At 60.3% G+C, this 25,189-nt stretch carries 17 protein-coding genes, 1 tRNA gene and 3 pseudogenes; 15 read left to right on the top strand and 6 right to left on the bottom strand.

The features are described from left to right. Positions 1-91: 91 nt before the first annotated feature. Together JN403_RS22565 and acnB are read right to left on the bottom strand one after the other, a co-directional pair. Positions 92-595, bottom strand: a complete 504-nt coding sequence (locus JN403_RS22565) for a GNAT family N-acetyltransferase (protein WP_205484382.1) — start codon at positions 593-595, stop codon at positions 92-94. A 612-nt stretch (positions 596-1,207) separates the two neighbouring features. Beyond that, entirely contained in the window at positions 1,208-3,817 is a 2,610-nt protein-coding gene (gene acnB / locus JN403_RS22560; RefSeq protein ID WP_122537599.1) for a bifunctional aconitate hydratase 2/2-methylisocitrate dehydratase, read from the bottom strand. Positions 3,818-4,244: 427 nt separating this feature from the next. Between acnB and JN403_RS22555 the strand changes: the two genes are divergently transcribed. The 6 genes from JN403_RS22555 (at position 4,245) to JN403_RS22530 (ending at position 10,650) form a co-directional block, all read left to right on the top strand. Continuing rightward, positions 4,245-4,718, top strand: coding sequence for a DUF1289 domain-containing protein (locus JN403_RS22555; RefSeq protein WP_122537601.1), 474 nt, complete (start codon positions 4,245-4,247; stop codon positions 4,716-4,718). A gap of 119 nt (positions 4,719-4,837) precedes the next feature. After that, complete coding sequence (gene miaE / locus JN403_RS22550) at positions 4,838-5,446, top strand: tRNA isopentenyl-2-thiomethyl-A-37 hydroxylase MiaE (RefSeq protein WP_205487635.1); 609 nt, start codon at positions 4,838-4,840, stop codon at positions 5,444-5,446. Between the two features lie 345 nt (positions 5,447-5,791). Continuing rightward, positions 5,792-6,265: a MarR family transcriptional regulator gene (locus tag JN403_RS22545; protein ID WP_065986418.1), complete on the top strand. Its 474-nt coding sequence runs from the start codon at positions 5,792-5,794 to the stop codon at positions 6,263-6,265. Then, entirely contained in the window at positions 6,262-7,749 is a 1,488-nt protein-coding gene (locus tag JN403_RS22540) for an efflux transporter outer membrane subunit (RefSeq protein WP_205484379.1), read from the top strand. The genes JN403_RS22545 and JN403_RS22540 overlap by 4 nt, the downstream gene beginning before the upstream one ends. Before the next feature lie 18 nt (positions 7,750-7,767). Continuing rightward, positions 7,768-9,045 (top strand): HlyD family efflux transporter periplasmic adaptor subunit, encoded by a 1,278-nt coding sequence (locus JN403_RS22535; RefSeq protein ID WP_205484378.1) that lies wholly within the window; start codon positions 7,768-7,770, stop codon positions 9,043-9,045. Between the two features lie 69 nt (positions 9,046-9,114). Then, positions 9,115-10,650 carry a DHA2 family efflux MFS transporter permease subunit gene (locus tag JN403_RS22530; RefSeq protein ID WP_205484376.1) on the top strand — a complete coding sequence of 512 codons (1,536 nt, stop codon included), beginning with the start codon at positions 9,115-9,117 and terminating at the stop codon, positions 10,648-10,650. A gap of 150 nt (positions 10,651-10,800) precedes the next feature. Here the strand turns inward: JN403_RS22530 and JN403_RS22525 are convergent, their stop codons facing one another. Further along, positions 10,801-11,526 carry a UDP-2,3-diacylglucosamine diphosphatase gene (locus JN403_RS22525; protein ID WP_205484374.1) on the bottom strand — a complete coding sequence of 242 codons (726 nt, stop codon included), beginning with the start codon at positions 11,524-11,526 and terminating at the stop codon, positions 10,801-10,803. Then, positions 11,523-12,026 (bottom strand): peptidylprolyl isomerase, encoded by a 504-nt coding sequence (locus tag JN403_RS22520; protein WP_205484371.1) that lies wholly within the window; start codon positions 12,024-12,026, stop codon positions 11,523-11,525. Before JN403_RS22520 ends, JN403_RS22525 begins: the two co-directional genes overlap by 4 nt. Positions 12,027-12,299: 273 nt before the next feature. Here JN403_RS22520 and JN403_RS22515 point away from each other — a divergent pair, with 273 nt between their 5' ends. Next, complete coding sequence (locus tag JN403_RS22515) at positions 12,300-13,997, top strand: glutamine--tRNA ligase/YqeY domain fusion protein (protein ID WP_205484370.1); 1,698 nt, start codon at positions 12,300-12,302, stop codon at positions 13,995-13,997. 10 nt (positions 13,998-14,007) lie between these two features. Beyond that, positions 14,008-15,390 carry a cysteine--tRNA ligase gene (gene cysS, locus JN403_RS22510; protein WP_205484368.1) on the top strand — a complete coding sequence of 461 codons (1,383 nt, stop codon included), beginning with the start codon at positions 14,008-14,010 and terminating at the stop codon, positions 15,388-15,390. 134 nt (positions 15,391-15,524) lie between these two features. On the opposite strand, the pseudogene JN403_RS22505 reads toward cysS, so the two are convergent. Continuing rightward, positions 15,525-17,389, bottom strand: a pseudogene (locus tag JN403_RS22505) (sigma-54-dependent Fis family transcriptional regulator). 356 nt (positions 17,390-17,745) lie between these two features. Between JN403_RS22505 and JN403_RS22500 the strand changes: the two are divergent. From JN403_RS22500 to JN403_RS22475, 6 genes and pseudogenes are all read left to right on the top strand, one after another. Next, positions 17,746-18,840: an ABC transporter ATP-binding protein gene (locus tag JN403_RS22500; RefSeq protein WP_074892082.1), complete on the top strand. Its 1,095-nt coding sequence runs from the start codon at positions 17,746-17,748 to the stop codon at positions 18,838-18,840. After that, positions 18,840-19,969, top strand: a pseudogene (locus JN403_RS22495) (ABC transporter ATP-binding protein). Before JN403_RS22500 ends, JN403_RS22495 begins: the two are co-directional and overlap by 1 nt. Continuing rightward, positions 19,962-20,828: a sugar ABC transporter permease gene (locus JN403_RS22490; protein ID WP_122537610.1), complete on the top strand. Its 867-nt coding sequence runs from the start codon at positions 19,962-19,964 to the stop codon at positions 20,826-20,828. Before JN403_RS22495 ends, JN403_RS22490 begins: the two are co-directional and overlap by 8 nt. 27 nt (positions 20,829-20,855) lie before the next feature. Next, positions 20,856-21,655, top strand: a pseudogene (locus JN403_RS22485) (carbohydrate ABC transporter permease). A gap of 11 nt (positions 21,656-21,666) precedes the next feature. Beyond that, positions 21,667-21,939, top strand: coding sequence for a DUF2160 domain-containing protein (locus JN403_RS22480; RefSeq protein ID WP_065986436.1), 273 nt, complete (start codon positions 21,667-21,669; stop codon positions 21,937-21,939). A gap of 97 nt (positions 21,940-22,036) precedes the next feature. Then, complete coding sequence (locus JN403_RS22475) at positions 22,037-23,809, top strand: ABC transporter substrate-binding protein (protein ID WP_205484366.1); 1,773 nt, start codon at positions 22,037-22,039, stop codon at positions 23,807-23,809. Between the two features lie 88 nt (positions 23,810-23,897). Here the strand turns inward: JN403_RS22475 and folD are convergent, their stop codons facing one another. Further along, complete coding sequence (folD, locus tag JN403_RS22470) at positions 23,898-24,752, bottom strand: bifunctional methylenetetrahydrofolate dehydrogenase/methenyltetrahydrofolate cyclohydrolase FolD (RefSeq protein WP_205484364.1); 855 nt, start codon at positions 24,750-24,752, stop codon at positions 23,898-23,900. Between the two features lie 310 nt (positions 24,753-25,062). Here folD and JN403_RS22465 point away from each other — a divergent pair. Further along, a tRNA-Arg gene (locus JN403_RS22465) sits at positions 25,063-25,139 on the top strand. Positions 25,140-25,189: the final 50 nt, after the last annotated feature.

The following is a 25,189-nucleotide window of genomic DNA, read 5'->3' as shown; positions in this document are numbered from 1 at the left end:
GCTCGCTCGCGAATGCTGTTGATCGTTCCTACGCTCCGCGTGGGTATGCATCCTGGGACGCTCTGCGTCGTTCTTCCAAAGGGCTGGGCGGTTATTTCAGCCGCGCCATGCTGATGGCGTCGACGAGGACGCCGTCGCGTATGGCGTAGTCACGCAGGCGGCCTTCGGTTTCGAAGCCGAACTTGCGGTACAGCGCCAGGGCGGCTTCGTTGTCGGCGAACACCGTCAGTTCAACCCGGTGCAGGTTCATCCAGTTGTCCGCGACTTCCAGCACGGCAGCCATCAGCCGCGACCCCACCCCTTTGCCCTGCCACGCCGCCGCTATGCCCATGCCGATCGCGCCGACATGGCGCTGGCGAATGCGCGCGTATTGCTCCAGACCAATGTTGCCGATCACCTGGCCCTGATGCAAAGCGACAAGTTTCACAGACCGGTCGTCCGCCCCCGCCAGCCGCTTGCGCCAGACATCGGCGGACTGATACGGCATCTGAAGCACCTGACGACACACCTCGGGGTCGTTATACAACGCAGTCACGCCCTCGATATGGGCCTCGGTAAAACGATGGATCACCACTTGATCGACAGCAACATTCACTGGATTCGTCCTTTGAAAACAGAAAGAGGGAACAGTCTAAGCGGCCAATTGCTGACATGGCTACGGCGACCCGTGCCCAAAAGCATGGACATCGCGCGTTGTGACGCAGAGCGTCACGGGATGCATGCCCACGCAGAGCGTGGGAACGATCAAGCGTCATGCCGTGAAATTACCGTCGCCCACACCGGCCCCTTCCCGGCTGAAGCCGGTCCCACTAACAGCAGCGCGTACGCCCGTAGGACCGGCTTCAGCCGGGAAGCTTTTGATCTGCTTTGCGCTTTTGATCTTCATACGCAAAAAGCTCAGTCACCGCAAAACGCGACTTGGGTGCAGGCTGAACGCAGGTCTCGCTCCGTGGGCCGAGCGGCATGGATGCCGCGAGAGCCGCCCCCGCCATGGATGGCGGATGGCGGCGCGCCCACGGAGCGAGACCGGAGTGAAGGGACCCCGAGGAACGAGGGGCCCAACCGAGAGCAAGCACTTTTGCTTACTTTTGGTGCTGTTCAAAAGTAAGTCGCCGAAGGCGAAACAGTCTGCCCCCAGGCAGACGCCCTTGATCTTAAAAACAAAAAACCCCGCCGAAGCGGGGTTTTCTCAACACGGTCTCAGCTATTAAGCCTGAACAACCGGGATATTAGCGTTCGCCGCAGCCTCACGGAATTCCGCGATCTGATCGAAGCTCAGGTAACGGTAAACATCGGCAGCCATGCTGTCGATCTTGCCCGCGTACTCCATGTACTCCTCGACCGTCGGCAGACGACCCAGAATCGACGCCACCGACGCCAACTCAGCCGACGCCAGATACACGTTCGCCCCATCACCCAAACGGTTCGGGAAGTTACGGGTCGACGTCGATACTACGGTCGAATTCGGCTCCACACGTGCCTGGTTACCCATGCACAGCGAGCAGCCCGGCATTTCCATGCGCGCGCCAGCCTTGCCGTAAATGCCGTAGTAGCCTTCCTCGGTCAATTGATGAGCATCCATCTTCGTCGGCGGCGACAGCCACAGACGCGTAGGAAGCTGACCTTTGACCTGATCCAGCAACTTGCCCGCAGCGCGGAAGTGGCCGATGTTGGTCATGCACGAACCGATGAACACTTCGTCAATCTTCTCGCCAGCAACGCTGGACAGCAGACGGGCGTCGTCCGGATCGTTTGGCGCGCAGAGCACAGGCTCTTTGATGTCGGCCAGATCGATCTCGATGATTTCTTCGTACTCGGCATCAGCGTCCGCAACCATGAGCTCCGGATTGGCGACCCAGGCTTCCATCGCTTGAGCACGACGTTCCAGGGTGCGCGGATCGCCGTAACCCTGTTCGATCATCCAGCGCAGCAGGGTGATGTTCGAGTTCAGGTATTCGGTGATCGACTCTTTCGACAGCTTGATCGTGCAACCTGCGGCAGAACGCTCGGCCGAGGCGTCGGACAGCTCGAATGCCTGCTCGATGCTCAGGTTGTCCAGGCCTTCGATTTCCAGGATGCGACCCGAGAAGGCGTTTTTCTTGCCCTTCTTCTCGACGGTCAGCAAACCCTTCTGGATCGCGAAGTAAGGAATCGCGTGAACCAGGTCGCGCAGGGTGATGCCCGGTTGCATCTCGCCCTTGAAGCGGACCAGGATCGACTCCGGCATGTCCAGTGGCATCACGCCAGTGGCCGCGGCAAACGCCACCAGACCGGAACCGGCCGGGAACGAAATCCCCATCGGGAAACGGGTGTGCGAGTCACCACCGGTGCCGACGGTGTCCGGCAGCAGCATGCGGTTCAGCCAGCTGTGGATGATGCCATCGCCCGGACGCAGGGAAACGCCGCCGCGGGTCATGATGAAGTCAGGCAGCGTGTGGTGCGTGGTCACGTCGATCGGCTTTGGATACGCCGCGGTGTGGCAGAACGACTGCATCACCAGATCGGTCGAGAAGCCCAGGCACGCCAGGTCTTTCAGTTCATCACGGGTCATTGGACCAGTGGTGTCCTGGGAGCCGACGGTGGTCATCTTCGGTTCGCAGTAGGTGCCAGGACGCACACCTTTGCCTTCCGGCAGACCGCAGGCCTTGCCCACCATTTTCTGCGCCAGGGTGAAACCCTTGCCGGTGTCGACAGGGGCTTCAGGCAGCTTGAACAGGTCGGTCGGGCCCAGGCCCAGCTCGGCACGCGCCTTGTCGGTCAGGCCACGGCCGATGATCAGCGGGATACGACCGCCGGCACGGACTTCGTCCAACAGCACTGGGGTCTTCAGTTCGAAGGTGGTGATGACTTCTTCACTGTCGTGCTTGCAGACTTTGCCAGCGTATGGGTAAACGTCGATCACGTCGCCCATGTTGATGTTCGAGACATCGAATTCGATTGGCAGGGCGCCGGCGTCTTCCATGGTGTTGTAGAAGATCGGGGCAATCTTGGTGCCGAAGCAGAAACCGCCCGCGCGCTTGTTCGGTACGTTCGGGACGTCGTCGCCGAAGAACCACAGCACCGAGTTGGTTGCCGACTTGCGCGAAGAACCGGTGCCGACCACATCGCCCACGTAGGCGATAGGGAAACCCTGGCCGCGCATTTCTTCGATCTGTTTCATCGGGCCGATGGAACCCTGAACGTCAGGCACGATGCCTTCCCGGGCCATTTTCAACATGGCGAGGGCGTGCAGCGGGATGTCTGGACGCGACCAGGCATCAGGTGCAGGCGACAGGTCGTCGGTGTTGGTTTCGCCGGTGACCTTGAAGACGCGCAGGCTGATCTTCTCGGCCAGGGTCGGACGCTTGCGGAACCACTCACCGTCAGCCCAGGACTGCAGAACGCCTTGGGCGATTGCATTACCGTTTTTGGCTTTTTCAGCGACGTCGTGGAAGGCGTCGAACATCAGCAGGGTGTGCTTGAGTTGGTCGGCAGCGACCTGGCCCAATGCAGCGTCGTCCAGCAGCTCGACCATGGTCACGATGTTGTAACCGCCCTGCATGGTGCCGAGCAGCTCTACAGCGTGTTTACGGTCCAGCAGAGGGGAAGTGACTTCGCCCTTGGCCAGGGCAGAAAGGAAACCGGCTTTGACGTAGGCAGCTTCGTCAACGCCTGGTGGAACGCGATTGGTGATCAGGTCAAGCAGGAAAGCTTCTTCGCCAGCCGGTGGGTTTTTCAGCAGCTCGACCAGGCCTGCAGTTTGTTCGGCGTTAAGCGGCTGGGGCACGATACCCTGGGCGGCACGCTCTTCGATGTGTTTACGGTAGGCTTCAAGCACAGTATTACCCTCATCAGTGGTCCCAAATGGGTGTCCGGGACGCTCATCCAGAGAAGGTCCGCATCGGCGCTCTCGAACTTTTTAAAGTTTCTTGGCAGGAAGCTGACGATCTCCAACAGAAGCTGTTTTCAAAGTTTTACGCCTGCATGATCGGTCGAGGAGGGGACGCAAGCGAACTCGCGTCGGACCGGACTGCAGGGCGGGCTTTGTGCGACGGGTGGCTGGCCGACTCATCGTAAAAAGCCCTGACTGTGCTCGTGACGCTTTGAAAACAGCTTCCAACGGACATTGGCGCCTTAAAAGGCCCGGTGATTCTACGGTAAAAAACCGCTGAAGGTAAGTTAGCCCCTACAGGTTGAAGGGTGTACCTCGTTAGACAAAGGGCTAACATGCCGGCTTGTTTCGTTCGCCGCCGTGTTGCTCCTTCATGCCCAATCAAATCATCAAAACGCCCTGCGTGGGCCTGTGCTCCACCGTCTACGGCGACCTCGTGTGCCGGGGATGCAAGCGCTTCCACCACGAAGTGATTCACTGGAACGGCTATGACGAAGAGGCTAAACGTGCCGTCTGGCTGCGTCTGGAACAGCTGCTGGTGCAGGTGATGGCGGGGAAAGTCGAGGTCTTCGACCCGGCCAGGCTTCGGGCGCAGCTGGAGCAGCGCAAGATCCGCTTCGTCCCCCATCAGTCTGAATATTGCTGGGCGTATCAGTTGATTGCGCGGGGTGCGCGGGTGATCAACCAGCTGGACGCTTACGGCATGGTGCTGCTGCCGGAGTTTCGCGACTGGTCGCTGCCTGAACTGCGCGATGCCATTGATCGGGAATTCTTCCTGCTGTCCGAAGCGCACTATGAACGCTACATCGCGCCCGGCTTCCTCAAGGATGCGATGGGCGCGGTCTGACAGCAGCGTGACGCTCAGGCGCCTGCGGTAAATCCTGCGCTTTTCATCTGCGCAGGCTGGCTCTGCCGGTCAGGCTCCGTATAATGCGGCGCCTTGCCCAGCCAGCCATCCGTGAACCCATGCAGATTTATCCAGAAATCGACGCCTTCCTGCTTTGCCCCACGCCCGACAGCTGGGTTCAGGCCGCCTTGCAGAATCTGGATATCCTGCTGATCGATCACGCCAACAATGAAAAGAAGGCCGCCGGTGCGGCGTTTCAGTTCATGTTCCAGTACAACGACAAGTTCGATCTGCTGGCAAAGATGTCGCGGTTGGCGCGCGAAGAGCTGCGTCACTTCGAGCAGGTGATCGGCATCATCAAGAAGCGCAACATCCCGATGGCTAACATCAGTTCAGCGCGCTATGCCGGTTCGCTGCGCAAACTCGTTCGCACTCACAACCCCTACCGACTGACCGACGCGCTGATCGTCGGCGCCATCGTCGAAGCGCGATCCTGCGAACGCTTCGCTGCGCTGGTGCCGCATCTGGATGAAGACCTGTCGAAGTTCTACGCCAGCCTGCTCAAGTCCGAAGCCCGGCATTTTCAGGATTACCTGAAGCTCGCCTACACCTACGGCACCGAGGCGGACGTCGACGCCAAGATCGAAGAAATCCGCCAGGCCGAGCGCGAGCTGATCTTGAGCCCGGACGAAGACTTCCGCTTTCACAGCGGCGTGCCGGCCCTTTAAATCGTCTTTGGTTAACGCGTCATTTCAGGCGCCTCCTCATAATTCAGGCGCCGCGCTGTCGGCAGCAATCAACGTCCATGTGAGAGTGAGCTTGCTTACGAAGACGGCGTTACATCCGCTGAATATCTAGCGGATGTACGTACCACTTCGCGAGCAAGCTCACTTCCACAGTTTCTCATCCGCATTAGATGCGTTAGATCCCCACATCATCAAAGCCTCCGCGTCAGCAGGCGAATCACGTTCGTCCGATTTCGTGCACCTTAAATATTGTTTCATTGTGTGTTCACTGCCTAGGCAGTAAGATCCGCTCCATTCACTGCCTAAGCAGATAATGGTTGGCTATCAATGGCGCATTTCACTCCCGAAAACTTTCACGACAGTCTGCTGGGCATGTTGCTGGGCCGGACTGAACAGCTGAAAAACCGCATCCTCGACCGACATCTCGAGCCCCATGGCGTCACCGCGCAGCAGTTCAAAGTGCTGGTGATGATCGCGCGTTTCTGCGCCGAGACCCCGGCTGACATCTGTCGCATGTTGAACCTGGACAGTGGCTCGATGACCCGCATGCTCGATCGCCTTGAACAGAAAAACCTGCTGTCCCGCGCGCGCTCGGAATCAGATCGACGCCAGGTGCAGTTAGTGCTGACCGATGAAGGCAAGGCGCTCTCTGACCTGTTGCCTGAAATCGGCGCACACGCGATGAACGAAATGGTCGGCGTGCTGGAAGACAGCGAGCTGCTGGCACTGGAAAAGATTCTGACAAAAATTCTGGTTGCCTCGGGCGACCCCATCACGATTGCCCGGATCGCCGAACGATGAGCACTCACATTCAGCGGGGCTCGACCCTGCGCACGTCCCTGAGCCTGATAGTCGTGGCACTCGTGCTGGCCGGTTGCGCCAGTTCCAAAGGCCTGAAAACCGAAGGCGTCGGCATTGATGCAAACACGCTGCAGGCGACCCAGAGCCTCAACGGCATCACCCTGTCGCCCGCGGCCTGGCCCAAGCGCGACTGGTGGACCAGCCTGGGCGATCCGCAGCTCAACAGCCTGATCACCGAAGCGCTGCGCGACAGCCCGGACATGCAGATCGCCGCTGCCCGCACCCATCAGGCCAATGCCCAGGCGTACGCCGCCGACGCCGAACGCATGCCGACCGTCGATGCCGATGCCAGCGTCAGCCGTTCCCGTCTGGCCCGGGATCAGGACCCGACCGGGGCCGGCGGTCGCTACAGCACCTTGCGCAGCCTGAGCGCGGGCTTTAATTACAACTTCGATCTGTGGGGCGGCCAGCGCGCTGCCTGGGAAGCGGCATTGGGCCAGGCCCGCGCCAGCGAAGTCGATCAGCAAGCGGCGCAGCTGACCCTCGCTGCCGACGTTGCCCGTGCCTACAGCGACCTGGGCCAGGCCTATATCGTCCGCGATCTGGCGGCCGAAGACCTCAAGCGCACAAGTCAACTGCTGGACCTCGGCTCGCGGCGCTTCAAGTCGGGCATCGACAGCGAGTACCAGTACGAGCAGACCCAGAGCCTTGAAGCCAACTCCCGCGAGTCGCTGGCGGACGCGGAAAAGAACCTGCGCAGCGCCAGGATCCAACTGGCCGTGCTCATGGGCAAAGGCCCGGACCGCGGCGAACAGTTGAGCCGGCCTGCCGTGTTGCAACCCGCTGCGGTGGCCTTGCCGTCGGTGGTGCCTGCGGAATTGCTGGGCCGTCGCCCGGATCTGGTCGCCGCGCGCTGGCGGGTTGAAGCAGCGAGCAAGAACATCGACGTCAGCAAGACCAACTTCTACCCGAACCTCAACCTGAGCGCCTCGGCAGGGGCGGAGTCGCTGCTGGGTGATGCGATGTTCGGTTCCGCCAGTCGCTTCTTCAACGTGGCGCCGACGGTGTCGCTGCCGATCTTCGACGGTGGCCGTCGCCGTGCCGACCTTGATGCACGGGACGCCGACTACGACCTCGCCGTGGCGCAATACAACAAGACGCTGGTCCGGGCGCTGGGGGATGTCAGCGATGGCATTGGCCAGTTGCGCGACATCCGTCGCCAGATCGAGGCCCGCCAGCAGGCGACCGACGTGATTCAGAAATCCTACGACACCGTCGTTCAACGCTACTCATCCGGCATCGGTAATTACCTGGACGTGCTGAGCGTCGAGCAACAACTGCTGCAATCGCAACGCCAACAGGCTGATCTCAACGCGGAACGAATCGATCTCTCGATCCAGTTGATGCAGGCCCTCGGGGAGGCTTCGAAGACAGCAAGCCCGGCGAAAACGCCGCCCCGGTCGTCCCGTCAACTGCTTCGCTGACTCATTAAGGTAATCGTCATGGCCACTGCCACTACCGACAACAACGCTGAAAACGAACAAAAGGACGTCAACGCTTCGGCGCCCGACAAGGCCGCTGACAAGCCAGCCGAGAAGGGCGCCGGGCAGACCACGCCGACCAAAAACCCGCGCAAGCGCAAGTTGCTGCTGCTCGGTTTGCTGCTGATCGTGGTGCTCGGCGTGATTGGCGTCTGGGCCTGGTACGAAATGTATGGTCGCTGGAGCGAGAGCACCGACGACGCCTATGTCAACGGCAACGTCGTGGAGATCACCCCGCAAGTCACCGGCACCGTTGTCAGCATCGGCGCCGACGACGGCGATTTGGTCCGCGAGGGGCAGGTACTGGTGCAGTTCGACCCGAATGACGCCGAAGTGGCGCTGCAAAGTGCCGAAGCCAATCTGGCCAAAGTGGTGCGTCAGGTGCGTGGTTTGTACAGCAACGTCGACGGCATGAAGGCGCAACTGGCGGCCCAGCGCGCCGAAGTGCAGAGAGCCCAGGACAACTACAACCGTCGTCGCAGTCTGGCGGCGGGCGGGGCGATTTCCCAGGAAGAGCTGTCCCACGCCAAGGATGACCTGACCACCGCGCAGAACGCGTTGACCAACATCCAGCAGCAGTTGGCAACCAGCACCGCGCTGGTGGACGACACCCAGGTTTCCTCGCACCCGGACGTCAAATCGGCGGCCGCGCAACTGCGCCAGGCCTACCTGAGCAACGCGCGCAGTACGCTGATTGCGCCGGTCACCGGTTACGTCGCCAAGCGCACCGTGCAGTTGGGCCAGCGGGTTCAGCCGGGCACTGCGCTGATGGCGGTGATTCCCCTCGACCAGCTGTGGATCGACGCCAACTTCAAGGAAACCCAGCTGGGCCAGATGCGCATCGGCCAGCCGGTGGACATTGAAGCAGACCTGTACGGCGGCGACATCAAATACAGCGGCACCGTGGACAGCGTCGGCGCCGGTACCGGCAGTGCGTTTGCGTTGCTGCCCGCGCAGAACGCCACCGGTAACTGGATCAAGATCGTCCAGCGTGTGCCGGTGCGGATTCACATCAACGCCGACGAACTGGCCAAGCACCCGCTGCGCATAGGCCTGTCGACCACCGTTGACGTCAACCTGCACGACCAGAGCGGTCCGGTGCTGGCGCAGCAACCGCCGAAGCAGCCGCTGTTCACCACCGATGTCTACGCCAAACAACTGGCCGACGCCGACACGATGATTGCCCGCGTGATCCATGAGAACAGCGCGTCAACCAGCGGCAAGACGGCCCTGCGCTGATTCGCCAATCCATCTGCCCCGGCCTGTGTGTACAGGCTGGGGTGATCTTCGAGTGTCAAAGGATTCGCGATGAGTAATAACGCTCCCGCTTCTTTCACGCCGCCAAGCCTGTTGCTGACCACCATAGGCCTGTCGCTGGCGACTTTCATGCAAGTGCTCGACACGACCATCGCCAACGTGGCCTTGCCGACCATTTCCGGCAACCTCGGTGTGAGTTCGGAGCAGGGCACCTGGGTCATCACCTCGTTCGCGGTCAGTAACGCCATCGCGCTGCCGCTGACCGGCTGGCTCAGCCGACGCTTCGGTGAGGTGAAGCTGTTTCTGTGGGCGACGTTGCTGTTCGTGACTGCCTCGTTCCTCTGCGGCATTTCCACCTCGATGCCTGAGCTGGTGGGCTTTCGGGTACTGCAGGGCATGGTCGCCGGGCCGTTGTACCCGATGACACAGACGCTCCTGATTGCCGTATATCCTCCTGCGAAACGGGGGATGGCATTGGCATTGCTGGCGATGGTGACGGTTGTGGCGCCGATTGCCGGGCCGATTCTTGGCGGCTGGATCACCGACAGTTACAGCTGGCCGTGGATCTTTTTCATCAACGTGCCGATCGGTCTGTTCGCGGCGTTCGTGGTGCGTCAGCAGATGGCCACGCGACCGGTCAGCACCAGTCGCCAGCCCATGGACTACGTGGGGCTTATCACGCTGATCATCGGCGTGGGCGCGTTGCAGATCGTGCTCGACAAAGGCAACGACCTGGACTGGTTCGAGTCGAATTTCATCATTATCGGTTCGGCGATTTCGGCGATTGGCCTGGCGGCATTTGTCATCTGGGAAATGACCGATGACCATCCCGTGGTCAACCTGCGGCTGTTTGCGTTCCGCAACTTTCGCTACGGGACGATCTGTCTGGTGGCGGGCTATGCGGGGTTCTTCGGGATCAACCTGATCCTGCCGCAGTGGCTGCAAACGCAGATGGGTTACACGGCGACCTATGCAGGGCTGGCGGTGGCGCCACTGGGCGTGCTGCCAGTGCTGATGTCGCCCTTTGTGGGACGTTACGCGCATAAGTTCGACTTGCGTCTGCTGGCCGGTCTGGCGTTTCTGGCGATCGGCCTGAGCTGCTTCATGCGTGCGGATTTCACCAGTCAGGTGGATTTCACCCACATCGCGCTGGTGCAGTTGTTCATGGGGGCAGGCGTGGCGCTGTTCTTCATGCCGACCTTGAGCATCCTGCTGTCGGACCTGCCGCCGTCGCAGATTGCCGACGGCTCGGGGCTGGCGACGTTCCTGCGTAACCTGGGCGGCAGCTTCGCAGCGTCGTTGACCACCTGGATCTGGATCCGCCGCGCCAATCAGCATCATGCGTATCTGAGCGAAAACGTGAACGCCTACGAGCCGACAACGCGGCATGCGCTGGAGACCCTGGGCGGGGCGAGCAATCAGGCGTATGCACAGCTCGATTCGATGGTGACCAGTCAGGCCTACATGATGTCCACGGTGGACTATTTCTACATGATGGGTTGGATCTTCCTGTCGCTGATCCTGATCATCTGGCTGGCTAAACCGCCGTTTACCGCGAAGGCGGCGCCTGGGGAGGGCATTGATTGACGCCGCGCTGTTGGCGTCAAACACGATACTTGTGGGAGTGAGCTTGCTCACGAAGACGGCATTTCAGCCGCTGAAGATTCAGCGGATGTACCGGCCTTTTCGCGAGCAAGCTCGCTCCCACAGGTTCCCCGTCGGACAATCGTCGGACTGTCAGGCCTCAAACGCAAACGACTCCAGATGAAAGCCCGATTCATCGATCTGCAGCAACCACCCCTCACGATCCCAGTCCCCCAGCACGATGCGCTGCGCCGTGGTCTCACCCAGTTGAAGGTCGTGAACCGCAGGCCGATGGGTGTGACCATGAATCAGCGTCTTCACGCCAGACTCGTTCATCACCCGTGGCACTTCTTCGGGCGTGACGTCGACAATGTCGCTGGCCTTCATCCGCGTCTGCGCACGGCTTTCGCTGCGTAGCTTGCGCGCCAGCTTGTGCCGTGTGCTCAACGGCAGATGCCGCAGCACCCACAGCGTCAGCGGATGGCGCAGGTAACGGCGCATACGCATGTAGGCTTCGTCCCGCGTACACAGGCTGTCGCCGTGCATCAGCAGCACCGGTTCGCCGTTGAAATTCACGACGCTCGGGTCCTTGAGCAGCGTACAGCCCGCCGCTTTGCAAAACCCCTGACCGATCATGAAGTCGCGATTGCCATGCATCAGGAACACCCGCGTGCCGCTGTCGCTCAGCGTACGCAGCGCCTGGCAAATCGAGCGCTGAAAGGGCGACATGGCGTCATCGCCAATCCAGGCCTCGAAAAAGTCCCCGAGGATGTACAGCGACTCGGCCCCACGAGCGCGCCCATTCAGCAGACCGAGAAACGCCCGGGTAATGTCCGGGCGTCTCTCCTCCAGGTGCAGATCGGAGATCAGCAATATCACTCAACGATCTCGGCTTTCTCGATGATCACGTCGTCAGCCGGCACGTCTTGATGACCCGCCTTGGACGTGGTGGCGACGCCCTTGATCTTGTCGACCACCTCAGTGCCTTCGATGACTTCAGCGAACACGGCGTAACCCCAGCCCTGCACGGTCTTGGCGCTGTGGTTGAGGAAGTCGTTGTCGGCAACGTTGATGAAGAACTGCGCCGAGGCTGAATGGGGCTCCATGGTCCGGGCCATGGCCACTGAGTACTTCTTGTTCGGCAGGCCGTTGCCGGCTTCGTTCTGGATGCTCGGGCGCTTGTCTTTCTTCTCTTTCATGCCCGGCTCGAAGCCGCCGCCCTGGATCATGAAGTTGCCGATCACGCGGTGGAATACGGTGTTTTCGTAGTGACCGGCTTTGACGTATTCGATGAAGTTGGCGACGGTGAGCGGCGCCTTCTCTGCGTTCAGTTGCAGAACGATTTCACCGTAGTTGGTGGTCAGCTTTACTTTCGACATGGTCAGCTCGCTCTTTGAAGTCTGTGGTGAGGGGCGGTGATCGCAGCAGTCGGCCATCGGGGTGCGAGGCCTGTTCCTTTGATCACACCAGGCGCGCAGTTTACAGAGGGTCGCCGTCGCTCGGGTAGTTGCGATTGCCCCGGCGGTTCTCGCTAGGTACACGTCCATCTCGGCAGTTTTGTCACAGCGCGCTGTCAGGGGCTTGACAGCTTCGGCTATGATAGGCGCTTTGATTTAACCGGCCTTCCTGGCCGCGACCCGTACAAGGATCCTATGAGCAAGCCCACTCAAGATGCCGCTGCGAATTCCAAGGCAGGCCCTGCCATTCCAACCAACTTCCTGCGCCCCATCGTGCAGGCAGACCTGGATTCGGGCAAGCACACCCAGATCGTGACCCGCTTCCCGCCGGAGCCCAACGGCTACCTGCACATCGGTCATGCCAAGTCGATCTGCGTCAACTTTGGTCTGGCTCAGGAATTTGGCGGCGTCACGCATCTGCGCTTCGACGACACCAATCCGGCGAAGGAAGACCAGGAATACATCGATGCCATCGAAGCCGACGTCAAATGGCTGGGCTTCGAGTGGTCCGGCGAAGTGCGTTATGCCTCGCAATACTTCGACCAGCTGTACGCCTGGGCGGTCCATCTCATCGAGACGGGCAAGGCCTATGTCGATGACCTGACCCCCGAGCAGGCCCGCGAATACCGCGGCACCCTGACCGAGCCGGGCAAGAACAGCCCGTTTCGCGATCGCAGCGTCGAAGAGAACATCGACCTGTTCAGCCGCATGAAAGCCGGCGAGTTCGAAGACGGCGCCCGCGTACTGCGCGCCAAGATCGACATGGCGTCGCCGAACATGAACCTGCGCGATCCGATCCTCTACCGCATTCGTCACGCCCACCACCACCAGACCGGTGACAAGTGGTGCATCTACCCGATTTACGATTTCACCCACGGTCAATCGGACGCCATCGAAGGCATCACCCATTCGATCTGCACTTTGGAATTCGAGAGCCATCGCCCGCTCTACGAGTGGTTCCTCGACAACTTGCCGGTGCCGTGCAAGCCGCGCCAGTACGAGTTCTCGCGCCTGAACCTGAACTACACCATCACCAGCAAGCGCAAGCTCAAGCAACTGGTCGATGAAAAGCACGTGCATGGCTGGGACGATCCGCGCATGTCGACGCTCTCGGGCTTCCGCCGTCGCGGTTACACCCCGGCGTCGATCCGCAATTTCTGCGAAATGATCGGCACCAACCGTTCCGACGGCGTGGTCGATTTCGGCATGCTGGAATTCAGCATCCGTCAGGACCTGGACCACAACGCCCCGCGCGCCATGTGCGTGCTGCGTCCGCTGAAAGTCGTGATCACCAATTACCCGGAAGGCCAGGTCGACCACCTCGAACTGCCGCGCCATCCGCAGAAGGAAGAGCTCGGCGTGCGCAAGCTGCCGTTCTCCCGCGAGATCTACATCGACCGCGACGACTTCATGGAAGAGCCGCCGAAAGGCTACAAGCGTCTGGAGCCCAACGGCGAAGTGCGCCTGCGTGGAAGCTACGTGATTCGCGCCGACGAAGCGATCAAAGACGCCGACGGCAACATTGTCGAGCTGCGTTGCTCCTACGACCCGGAAACCCTGGGCAAGAACCCTGAAGGCCGCAAGGTCAAAGGCGTTGTGCACTGGGTGCCGGCAGCCGAAAGCATCGAATGCGAAGTGCGTTTGTACGACCGTCTGTTCCTGTCGGCAAACCCTGAGAAAGCAGAAGAGGGCAAGACCTTCCTGGACAACATCAACCCAGGCTCCCTGCAGGTGTTGACCGGTTGTCGCGCTGAACCGTCGTTGGCTGACGCTCAGCCGGAAGACCGTTTCCAGTTCGAACGCGAAGGCTATTTCTGCGCGGATCTGAAGGACTCGAAACCCGGTCATCCGGTCTTTAACCGGACTGTGACGCTCCGCGATTCGTGGAGCTAAGGTAGGCAACGTGCTTTCTATCTACAACACGCTCAGCAAGAGCAAAGAAGTCTTCAAACCGCTGGATGGCAACAAGGTGCGCATGTACGTCTGCGGGATGACCGTGTACGACTACTGCCACCTGGGCCACGGCCGCAGCATGGTGGCGTTCGACGTCGTCACCCGCTGGCTGCGTTTCAGCGGCTACGACCTGACCTACGTGCGCAACATCACCGACATCGACGACAAGATCATCAACCGCGCCCGTGAAAACGGTGAGGCCTTCGATGCCCTGACCGCGCGCATGATCGACGCGATGCACGAGGACGAAGCGCGCCTGAACATCCTCAAGCCGGACATGGAGCCGCGTGCCACCGATTACATCGGCGGCATGCATGACATGATCCAGCGCCTGATCGACAAGGGCTATGCCTACGCACCGGGCAATGGCGACGTGTACTACCGCGTCGGCAAATTCCTCGGTTACGGCAAGCTGTCGCGCAAGAAGATCGAAGACCTGCGCATCGGTGCGCGGATCGAGGTCGACGAAGCCAAGGACGACCCGCTGGACTTCGTGCTGTGGAAAGGCGTCAAGCCGGGTGAGCCGAGCTGGGAATCGCCGTGGGGCGCAGGGCGTCCGGGCTGGCACATCGAGTGCTCGGTGATGTCCACCTGCTGCCTGGGTGAGACCTTCGACATTCATGGCGGCGGCAGCGACCTCGAATTCCCGCACCACGAAAACGAGATTGCCCAGAGCGAAGCCGCGACCGGCAAGACCTACGCCAACGCCTGGCTGCATTGCGGCATGATCCGCATCAATGGCGAGAAGATGTCCAAGTCCTTGAACAACTTCTTCACCATTCGCGACGTGCTGGATAAATACCACCCGGAAGTGGTGCGTTACCTGTTGGTGTCGAGCCACTACCGCAGCGCGATCAACTATTCCGAAGACAGCCTGAAGGAATCCAAAGGCGCGCTGGAGCGTTTCTATCACGCGCTCAAGGGGCTGCCGGTCGCGGAGCCTGCGGGTGGCGAAGCGTACGTCGAGCGTTTTTCGGCGGCGATGAACGACGACTTCGGCACGCCGGAAGCGTGCGCCGTGCTGTTTGAGATGGTTCGCGAGATCAACCGTCTGCGCGACAGCGATGTCAACGCAGCGGCAGGTCTGGCGGCGCGCTTGAAGGAACTGGCCAGTGTGCTGGGTGTGTTGCAACTGGAAGCCGACGACTTCCTGCGCGCCGGCGCCGAAGGTCGTGTGGATGCTGCCGAAGTCGAAGCCTTGATTGCCGCACGCCTGCAGGCGCGCACTGACAAGAACTGGGCTGAAGGCGACCGCATCCGCGATCAACTCACCGCCATGGGCGTGGTGCTGGAAGACAGCAAAGGCAGCACGACATGGCGGCTGACGGATTGATCAGCCGCGCACACGGTTGATGACGATCGTTCCCACGCTCTGCGTGGGAATACCTCGTCTGACGCTCCGCGTCTAATTTGACGCGGAGCGTCATCGGCGGGTTGCCATGCGGAGCGTGGGAACCATCTAAGCCTTCAAAACCCCTGTTCCCGCAGTCGCTTGTACAGCGTATTCCGGCTTACCCCCAGCCGCTTCGCCAGCTGCGAGATATTCCCGCCCGCGGCCTGCAACAGCTCACTCAGTTCCTCCGGCGTGTCCAGCGCAGCCTTGCGGTTGAGCACTGTCTCGGGCTCGACGCGCTCGCAGCCCATCGCCAGGTCCGCAAAAAGTCTTCCGGCAGATGCTCGGTGGAAATTGGCTGATCGTCGGCGAGCGCCAACGCCACCTGAATCACGTTGCTCAACTGCCGCAGGTTCCCCGGCCACGGGTGCCGTTCGAACAACTCCATCACCTGCGGCTCAAACCCCGCGGTCTGCTGCGGTTCGCGGTGCTGCTCCCAAATGGCACGCACCAGCGCGGGCTTATCTCTGCGATCCCGCAACGGCGGCAACTCCAGGTTCAGGCCGCTGATGCGGTAGTACAAATCCTGACGAAACCGCCCGTTCTGCACATGCTCGCGCAGTGAACAATGGGTCGCTGAAATCACCCGGATGTCCACCGGGTACAACTCGCTGCTGCCCACCGGTTGCACGCACCGTTCCTGCAACACCCGCAGCAAGCGCGCCTGAACCGGCAGCGGCATGTCGCCGATTTCGTCGAGGAACAGCGTGCCTTTGTCGGCCTTGCGGATGAGCCCGATGCTGCCTTTATGGTGGGCGCCGGTGAACGCGCCTTTTTCATAGCCAAACAACTCGGCCTCGACCAGTTCCGACGGGATCGCCGCGCAGTTCACGGCAATCATGGGCTGATCGGCGCGGGAGCTGGCACGGTGCAGGGCCTTGACGAACACTTCCTTGCCTACGCCTGTTTCGCCGAGGATCAACAGCGGAACGTTCTTCTCCAGCAGTCGCTGACCTTGGCGCGCGGCTTTCTCAACCCGCTCATCACCCAGCCCTGGCTCAATGGCGCCAACGGTGACCGACCGTGACACAACCGGTGCTTGCACCGGAATTGGCACCGGTACCGTTCTGAGCTTGAGCACCGGCGCCTTCGGCCGCTTCAGCACGCAATGAAAACGGTTGTGGCCAGAGGCCTGAAGCGGGAAAGGCTGGCCTTCCGGTTGATCAAGCAGGTCGGCGATCGGCGCCTTGAACAGGTTTTCGATGTTGGCGTTGAGCAGGCTGACGCCCAAAAGGTTGTCGGCGCGGCGGTTGGCACAGAGCACCCGGCCGCTTTCGTCGAACACCAGCAGCCCGGCCCACTGGCTGTCGAGGTTGTTCAGGCCGGTATTGAACACCAGCTGGAAATGGCTGTGCTGAAATTGGTCGAGGATCAACCGGTTTTCGATGGTCTGGCCCATCATCTTGACCATCCCAAGGGTGTGGGAGGGCGGCAGGAAGCTGTCGCTGGACACATCGAGCACTGCGATCATCCGCCGCGACGCATCAAAAATCGGCGCCGCCGACCCGGTCATGAAACGGTTGGCCTTGAGAAAGTGTTCATCGTGTTCAATGTGAACAGCCTGTTCACACGCCAGGGCCGTGCCAATGGCATTGGTGCCGGCGCCTTGCTCCAGCCAGCTGGCCCCGGCGACGAAACCCGGTTGTTGATCTGGCTCGACGAAGCGCTTGTTGCCCCAGGAATTGAGCACTTGGCCCTGATGATCGGCGAGCAGAATCAGGCAATTGGAATTGCTCAGGATGTTCTCGTAGAAGGGCAGCACCTGCTGATGGGTGGTCTGCACCAGTGAATGATGGCGCTCGAGCAGTTGCGAAACCTGCTGATCGGGCAGGCGGCCAAAGGACGGCCGTGACTGGTGGTCGAGGCCGAACTCGCGGCAACGGGCCCACGAGTCCTGAATGATGGTGTCGTGGCTGGGGGATGCGCCTGCTGTGGCCATGAAATGGCTCCGTCCGAGTACTTTTTATTTATTGTTGTCGAGATGCCGCTAGGCAGAGCATCCCTGCTCGAAAACGTCCACCCATTGTTGTTCAGGATTGTTCAAAGTCAATGTTCATTTTGTTCAGGTGTTCAGCCTTTCCTGTTCATTTATGTTCATCTACGAATGCCGATCTTTGCGGCAAATTGTCACCACCGCTCTAGTCCGCGCATTTCAGCCAGAAAGCGCCGGAGCAGGCCGGTTGGCACGATTGTCGCTATCCAACAAGCGGTCAGCACAATCGGTCAACGGATGTCACGGCCTGCCATACGGCACACACGCAACACCCCGAACAAAACAAATAAAAAGGGCACGCCATGTCTCTCACGCTTGAGCACGTCAGCCGCGCCGTCGACGGTCAGATCTGGATCGACGATGCTTCGCTGAGCTTTGAACCCGGCTCATTCAACGTATTGCTGGGGCGCACCTTATCAGGCAAAACCAGCCTGATGCGCTTGATGGCCGGTCTGGACAAGCCAGACAGCGGCCGGGTACTGATGAATGGCAAAGATGTCACCCAGGTCGCGGTGCGTCATCGCAACGTTTCCATGGTTTATCAGCAGTTCATCAACTATCCGAGCATGACCGTCTACGACAACATCGCCTCGCCGCTGCGCCAGGCCAAGATGTCGAAGGACGAAATCGACCGCCGCGTTCGCGAAACCGCGAAGATGCTGCGCATCGAAAAATTCCTCAGCCGCCACCCCCTCGAATTGTCCGGCGGCCAGCAGCAGCGCACGGCCATGGCGCGGGCACTGGTCAAGGACGCCGAACTGATCCTGTTCGATGAGCCACTGGTCAATCTGGACTACAAGCTGCGCGAAGAGCTGCGTCAGGAAATGCGTCAGCTGTTCGAGACGCGCAACACCATTGCTATCTACGCCACCACCGAGCCGAACGAAGCGCTGGCGCTGGGCGGGACCACCACGATTCTGCACGAAGGTCGCGTGATTCAGAGCGGCCGTACGCCCGAGGTGTATCACCAGCCGAAAACCGTGCTGGCCGCCGAGCTGTTCTCCGAGCCGCCGATCAACCTGATGCCAGGCCGCATCGAAGGCAACGAAGTGAGCTTCGCCAACTTCGTGCACTTTCCGCTGAACGTCGACCTGCGCACCATCGGCGACGGCGAGTACCGCTTTGGCGTGCGCCCGAGCCACCTGAGCCTGGTGCCTTCCAACGACGACGACCTCGAGCTGGCGGTCACCGTCGAGCTCGCCGAGATCAGTGGTTCGGAAACCTTCCTGCACGTGCGCAACGAGCACTTCTCGCTGGTGCTGCATCTGCCGGGCGTCCATGAGTACGACGTGGACACGCCGATTCGCGTGTACATCCCGACTCACAAACTGTTCGTATTCGATCAGCAGGGCGGCCTGATTCAGGCGCCGGGCCTGCGCATGGCGAGGGTTGCCTGATGGCCGAGATCCGCTTGCAACAACTCGCGCACAGCTACAGCGCCAATCCGACCGGCCCTGAAGACTATGCCATCCGTGAAATGACCCACATCTGGGAGCAGGGCGGCGCGTATGCCTTGCTCGGCCCGTCCGGCTGTGGCAAATCGACCCTGCTCAATATCATCTCCGGCCTGCTCAGCCCTTCTGAAGGCAAGGTCCTGTTCGACACCACCGTGGTCAACGACATGTCGCCGGAAGAGCGCAACATCGCTCAGGTTTTCCAGTTTCCGGTGGTCTACGACACCATGACGGTGTACGACAACCTCGCCTTTCCGCTGCGCAATCAGGGCATGCCGGAAGCGAAAGTCAAGATCAAGGTGCAGGAAATCGCCGACGTGCTGGATCTGCAGCCGTTGCTGAGGAAGAAAGCCAAAGGCCTCACCGCTGACGAAAAGCAGAAAGTCTCCATGGGCCGCGGGCTGGTTCGCGATGACGTGTCAGCGATTCTGTTCGACGAACCGCTCACTGTGATCGACCCGCACCTGAAGTGGAAACTGCGCCGCAAGCTCAAGCAGATTCACGAGCAGTTCAACATCACCATGGTCTATGTCACCCACGATCAGCTGGAGGCATCGACCTTCGCCGACAAGATTGCGGTGATGTACGGCGGCCAGATCGTCCAGTTCGGCACCCCCGCGAACTGTTTGAAAAGCCGCACCACACCTTCGTCGGCTACTTCATCGGCAGCCCCGGCATGAACCTCATCGAGGTCAAGCCTGAAGCGGGCGGGGTGGGCTTTGGCGGGATTCATCTGCCGTTGTCCGACGCCTTGCAGCAGCGCTTGGCAGCCACTAAATGGAGCACGTTGAAAGTCGGGATTCGTCCCGAGTTCGTGCACGTCTGGGACGGCCCGGTGGATGACGCCATGCAGGCTGAAGTCACCTACGTCGAGGACCTGGGGACCTACAAGATCCTCACCCTCAAGCTGGCCGGCCAACTGTTGAAAGTACGCCTGCAGGAAGACAAACCCGTGCCTCAGGGTCAGGCCTGGGTCAGTTTCCCTGCGCAATGGCTGATGCTCTACGCCGATGAATTTCTGCTGGAGGCCGCGACGAACACACTGTCGGCCAGCGAGGTGTCCCATGACTAAAGTGCAAAACAACAAGGCCTGGTGGCTGGTGCTACCGGTGTTCCTGCTGGTGGCGTTCAGCGCCATCATTCCGATGATGACCGTGGTCAACTATTCGGTGCAGGACATCTTCGACCAGTCCAGCCGTTACTTCGTCGGCGCCGACTGGTTCCGGCAAGTGCTGCAGGACCCGCGCCTGCATGACTCCCTGCTGCGCCAGTTCATCTACTCCGCCTGCGTGCTGCTGATCGAAATCCCGCTGGGCATCGGCATCGCCCTGACCATGCCGACCAAGGGACGCTGGTCGTCGGTGTGCCTGATCGTCATGACCATTCCGCTGCTGATCCCCTTCAACGTGGTCGGCACCATCTGGCAGATCTTCGGCCGTGGCGACATCGGTCTGCTGGGCTGGATCCTCAACGATGTGCTGGGCATCAGCTACAACTACGCGGCCAACGCGTCGGACGCCTGGGTGACCGTGCTGGTCATCGACGTCTGGCACTGGACCTCGCTGGTGGCGTTGCTGTGCTATTCGGGTCTGCGCGCCATTCCGGACGTGTACTACCAGGCGGCGCGTATTGATCGGGCGTCGAACTGGGCGGTGTTCCGACACATCCAGCTGCCGAAGATGAAGAGCGTGCTGCTGATCGCGGTGATGCTGCGCTTCATGGACAGCTTCATGATCTACACCGAGCCGTTCGTACTCACCGGTGGCGGTCCGGGCAACTCGACGACCTTCCTCAGCCAGACCCTGACGACCATGGCGCTGGGCCAGTTCGACCTGGGCCCTGCGGCAGCGTTCTCGCTGGTGTATTTCCTGATCATTCTGTTGGTGTCGTGGGTGTTCTACACCGCCATGACCCACAGCGAAAAGAACTGAGGAGCGCCCATGAACAAGCGCGAGAAAGTGTCGTTCAAAAAGCTCATACCGCTGTGGATCTACCTGCTGTTTCTGCTGGTGCCGATCTACTGGCTGGTCAACATGTCGTTCAAGACCAACACCGAAATCCTCGGCGGCCTGACCCTGTTCCCACAGGACTTCACGCTGGCGAACTACAAGGTGATCTTCACCGACGAAAGCTGGTACAGCGGCTACATCAACTCGCTGTATTACGTCTGCCTGAATATGGTGATATCGCTGAGCGTCGCATTGCCTGCGGCCTACGCGTTTTCACGCTATCGTTTCCTCGGCGACAAACACCTGTTCTTCTGGCTCCTGACCAATCGGATGGCACCACCTGCGGTTTTCCTGCTGCCGTTCTTCCAGCTGTATTCGTCCATCGGCCTGTTCGACACGCACATTGCGGTAGCGTTGGCGCACTGCCTGTTCAACGTGCCGCTGGCGGTGTGGATTCTGGAAGGCTTCATGTCCGGGGTTCCCAAGGAAATTGACGAAACGGCTTACATCGACGGCTATAGCTTTCCCAAGTTCTTCGGCAAGATTTTCATCCCGCTGATTGGCTCGGGCATCGGTGTGACGGCGTTCTTCTGCTTCATGTTCTCCTGGGTCGAGTTGCTGCTGGCGCGCACGCTCACCTCGGTCAATGCCAAGCCGATCGCGGCGGTCATGACCCGGACTGTTTCAGCGTCGGGGATTGATTGGGGGTGCTGGCGGCGGCGGGGGTGTTGACCATTCTGCCGGGCATGCTGGTGATCTGGTTCGTTCGTAATCACGTGGTCAAGGGCTTTGCTCTTGGTCGTGTCTGAGGAGTCGAAAAATGGAGTGGATGTCCTGGACCCTGCCAACTGCTATTTTCTTTGCGTCCATCGCTGCGATCCTGGTAGCGATGACGGCCTGGGAACTGCGTTCGGCGAGCATTGAGCGGCGTGGGTTTCTGCCGATCGCCACGACGCGCGGCGATCGTCTGTTCATTGGCCTGCTCGGAAGTGCCTACTTGCATCTGCTGGTCATCGGCGCGACGAGCTGGGATATCTGGGTGGCCTCCGGGTTGTCCCTGGTCTGGCTGTTGGTGGTGATGCGTTGGGGTTGAAAAGGTTTTGCCAGCAGGGGGCAGACGTACCCCTGCTGCAAGCGAATGACGAAGGTTGAAACGCGGGATCACATAAGATTCAACACAAGAGGTGTCTATGTTCAATAAGAAAAACAAGCTGCGACATAGTGTGACGGTAGCAACGATGGTAGTGCTCAGTGGTTTGAGCGTGTCAGCCTGGGCCGATCAGTACGAGGATGCCGCGAAGAAATGGGCCGACAGCGAGTTCAAGCCGAGCACGCTCTCCGATGCCGAGAAACTCAAGGAGCTGGAGTGGTTCATCAAGGCCGCCGAGCCGTTCCGCGGCATGGACATCAAGGTGGTTTCCGAAACCTTGACCACCCATGAATACGAATCCAAAACCCTGGCCAAGGCGTTTACCGAAATCACCGGCATCAAGGTCACTCACGACCTGCTGCAGGAAGGCGACGTGATCGAGAAGCTGCAGACCGCCATGCAGTCCAACCAGAGTATCTATGACGGCTGGGTCAACGACTCTGACCTGATCGGTACGCACTTCCGCTACGGCAAGGCGATGTCCCTGACGGACCTGATGGCCAGCCCGGAAGGGGCGAAAGTCACTTCTCCGACGCTTGACCTCAAGGACTTCATCGGTACGTCCTTTACCACCGCGCCGGACGGCAAGCTTTACCAACTGCCTGACCAGCAATTTGCCAACCTGTACTGGTTCCGCGCCGACTGGTTTGACCGTCCTGACCTGAAAGAGAAATTCAAGGCCAAATACGGCTATGAGCTGGGCGTGCCGGTGAACTGGTCCGCCTATGAAGACATCGCCAAGTTCTTCAGCGAAGACGTCAAGGAACTCGACGGCAAGAAAGTCTACGGCCACATGGACTACGGCAAGAAAGACCCGTCCCTGGGCTGGCGCTTCACCGATGCCTGGTTCTCCATGGCCGGCAGTGGCGACAAAGGCTTGCCCAATGGTCTGCCGGTCGACGAGTGGGGCATTCGTGTTGAAGCGTGCCACCCGGTCGGTTCGAGCATCACCCGCGGCGGCGACACCAACGGCCCGGCCGCTGTGTACGCCACTCAGAAGTACATCGACTGGCTCAAGGCCTACGCGCCGCCTGAAGCGGCAGGCATGACCTTCTCCGAGTCCGGTCCGGTGCCGTCCCAGGGTAACGTCGCACAGCAGATCTTCTGGTACACCGCTTTCACCGCTGACATGACCAAGCCAGGTCTGCCGGTCATGAACGCCGACGGCACGCCGAAATGGCGGATGGCGCCATCGCCTAAGGGTCCTTACTGGAAAGAGGGCATGAAGCTGGGTTATCAGGACGTGGGCTCCTGGACCTTCCTCAAGTCCACCGAAGAGAAGAAACGCCTGGCCGCCTGGCTCTACGCGCAGTTCGTGACATCGAAGTCCGTCTCGCTGAAGAAAACCATCGTGGGCCTGACGCCGATTCGTGAATCGGACATCAACTCCAAAGAGATGACCGCCCTGGCGCCGAAACTCGGTGGTCTGGTCGAGTTCTACCGCAGCCCGGCCCGTGTGCAATGGTCGCCAACCGGCACCAACGTTCCGGATTATCCGAAGTTGGCTCAGTTGTGGTGGAGTCACGTGGCTGAAGCCGTTACCGGCGAGAAAAGCGCGCAAGCGGCCCTCGACGGTCTGGCCAAGGATCAGGATGCAATCATGACCCGCATCGAGCGCTCCAAGGTTCAGGAACCAAGCGGTTGCGCGCCGAAGATGAACCCGGAAACCTCGGCCGAAGAGTGGTACACCAAAGCCGAGAAGAGCAACGGTGCATTCCTCGCGCCACAACGCAAACTGGCCAACGAGAAACCGAAGGGCGAAACCATCGCTTACTCGGACCTCTTGAAGAGCTGGGAAGCCGCGAAGAAGTAAGCTGCACGCTTCTACGTTCGGCCCATAAAAAACGGCACCCTCGGGTGCCGTTTTTCATGTGCGCGCTTTGGGGCTCAGGCTTGGGAAATCAGCCGTGCAGCGTTTCAGCCGCGTACAGCGTGTTTTCCAGCAGGCAGGCGCGGGTCATCGGGCCGACGCCGCCTGGCACCGGCGTGATCCAGCCGGCGCGGGGCAGGGCGGTTTCGTACACGACATCGCCCACCAGCTTGCCGTCATCCTGACGGTTGATGCCGACATCGATGACGATGGCGCCTTCCTTGATCCACTCGCCCTTGACCAGGCCCGGCTTGCCCGCTGCCACGACCACCAGATCGGCGCGCCCGACGTGTCCGGCCAGATCCTGGGTGAAGCGATGGGTCACGGTTACGGTGCAGCCCGCCAGCAGCAGCTCCATCGCCATCGGACGACCGACGATGTTGGAAGCACCCACCACGACCGCGTCCTTGCCGTACAGATCGACACCGGTGCTTTCAAGCAGGGTCATGATGCCTTTGGGTGTGCAGGGCCGCAGCAGTGGAATGCGCTGGGCCAGACGACCCACGTTGTAGGGGTGGAAGCCGTCGACGTCTTTATCCGGGCGGATGCGCTCCAGCAGGCTGGAAGATTCCAGATGCTCGGGCAGCGGCAGTTGCAGCAGGATGCCGTCGATGGCCGGATCGTCATTGAGGCGGTCGATCAGATCGGTCAGTTCGGTCTGGGTGGTTTCACTGGGCAGGTCATAGGCCTGGGAGATGAAGCCGACCTCTTCGCAGTCTTTGCGTTTGTGCGAGACGTAAACCTGAGAGGCCGGGTCGCTGCCAACCAGAATCACCGCGAGGCCTGGCGTGCGCAGGCCTTGCTCGCGACGCTGGGCGACTCGTTGAGCGATCCGCTGGCGCAGGTTGGCTGCGATCGCTTTGCCGTCTATTAGTTTTGCAGTCATTACGCGTGATTAACCATCGGAAGGGGAGGGAAAAAGAGCGCGCATTCTCGCATGACCTGACCCAAGGGCAAAGACGGTTGGTCCGGTTAATAAGCTAAGCCCTTTAATTAACTGAATTTTTTAGAAAAAAGTGTTGACGACCTTTTGGGCCGTCTATAAGATTCGTCGCACTTGTCGGGCACAACCCCACACAGGATAAGCCGGAAGCGGTAGATCAGGTCGAAAGGTTGAATAAGTCAGGTAGAGTTAAGATCGGCTCAGCGTGATTGAAAGCTCTTAATTTGCAGTCTCATGAAGGCAAATGAAATAAGTGCCCGTAGCTCAGCTGGATAGAGCATCCGCCTTCTAAGCGGATGGTCGCAGGTTCGAGTCCTGCCGGGTGCGCCATTAGGCAGCTTTGGCACAAGTAGCATTCAGTTTGAGTGCGTCGGTTACAA

The organism is Pseudomonas sp. 15A4, from assembly GCF_016925575.1.
Classification (GTDB): Bacteria; Pseudomonadota; Gammaproteobacteria; order Pseudomonadales; family Pseudomonadaceae; genus Aquipseudomonas.
Note: the sequence above shows the minus strand (reverse complement) of the source record. Positions and strands in the feature narration are given on the sequence as shown.

Bases quoted from the DNA above. Each gene is read 5' to 3' on its own strand.
- JN403_RS22535 (WP_205484378.1), top strand. From the start codon at position 7,768: ATGGCCACTGCCACTACCGACAACAACGCTGAAAACGAACAAAAGGAC.
- JN403_RS22515 (WP_205484370.1), top strand. From the start codon at position 12,300: ATGAGCAAGCCCACTCAAGATGCCGCTGCGAATTCCAAGGCAGGCCCT.
- JN403_RS22500 (WP_074892082.1), top strand. From the start codon at position 17,746: ATGTCTCTCACGCTTGAGCACGTCAGCCGCGCCGTCGACGGTCAGATC.
- JN403_RS22530 (WP_205484376.1), top strand. From the start codon at position 9,115: ATGAGTAATAACGCTCCCGCTTCTTTCACGCCGCCAAGCCTGTTGCTG.
- JN403_RS22475 (WP_205484366.1), top strand. From the start codon at position 22,037: ATGTTCAATAAGAAAAACAAGCTGCGACATAGTGTGACGGTAGCAACG.
- JN403_RS22520 (WP_205484371.1), bottom strand. From the start codon at position 12,026: ATGTCGAAAGTAAAGCTGACCACCAACTACGGTGAAATCGTTCTGCAA.
- JN403_RS22555 (WP_122537601.1), top strand. From the start codon at position 4,245: ATGCCCAATCAAATCATCAAAACGCCCTGCGTGGGCCTGTGCTCCACC.
- miaE (WP_205487635.1), top strand. From the start codon at position 4,838: ATGCAGATTTATCCAGAAATCGACGCCTTCCTGCTTTGCCCCACGCCC.
- JN403_RS22540 (WP_205484379.1), top strand. From the start codon at position 6,262: ATGAGCACTCACATTCAGCGGGGCTCGACCCTGCGCACGTCCCTGAGC.
- JN403_RS22490 (WP_122537610.1), top strand. From the start codon at position 19,962: ATGACTAAAGTGCAAAACAACAAGGCCTGGTGGCTGGTGCTACCGGTG.
- folD (WP_205484364.1), bottom strand. From the start codon at position 24,752: ATGACTGCAAAACTAATAGACGGCAAAGCGATCGCAGCCAACCTGCGC.
- JN403_RS22545 (WP_065986418.1), top strand. From the start codon at position 5,792: ATGGCGCATTTCACTCCCGAAAACTTTCACGACAGTCTGCTGGGCATG.
- JN403_RS22480 (WP_065986436.1), top strand. From the start codon at position 21,667: ATGGAGTGGATGTCCTGGACCCTGCCAACTGCTATTTTCTTTGCGTCC.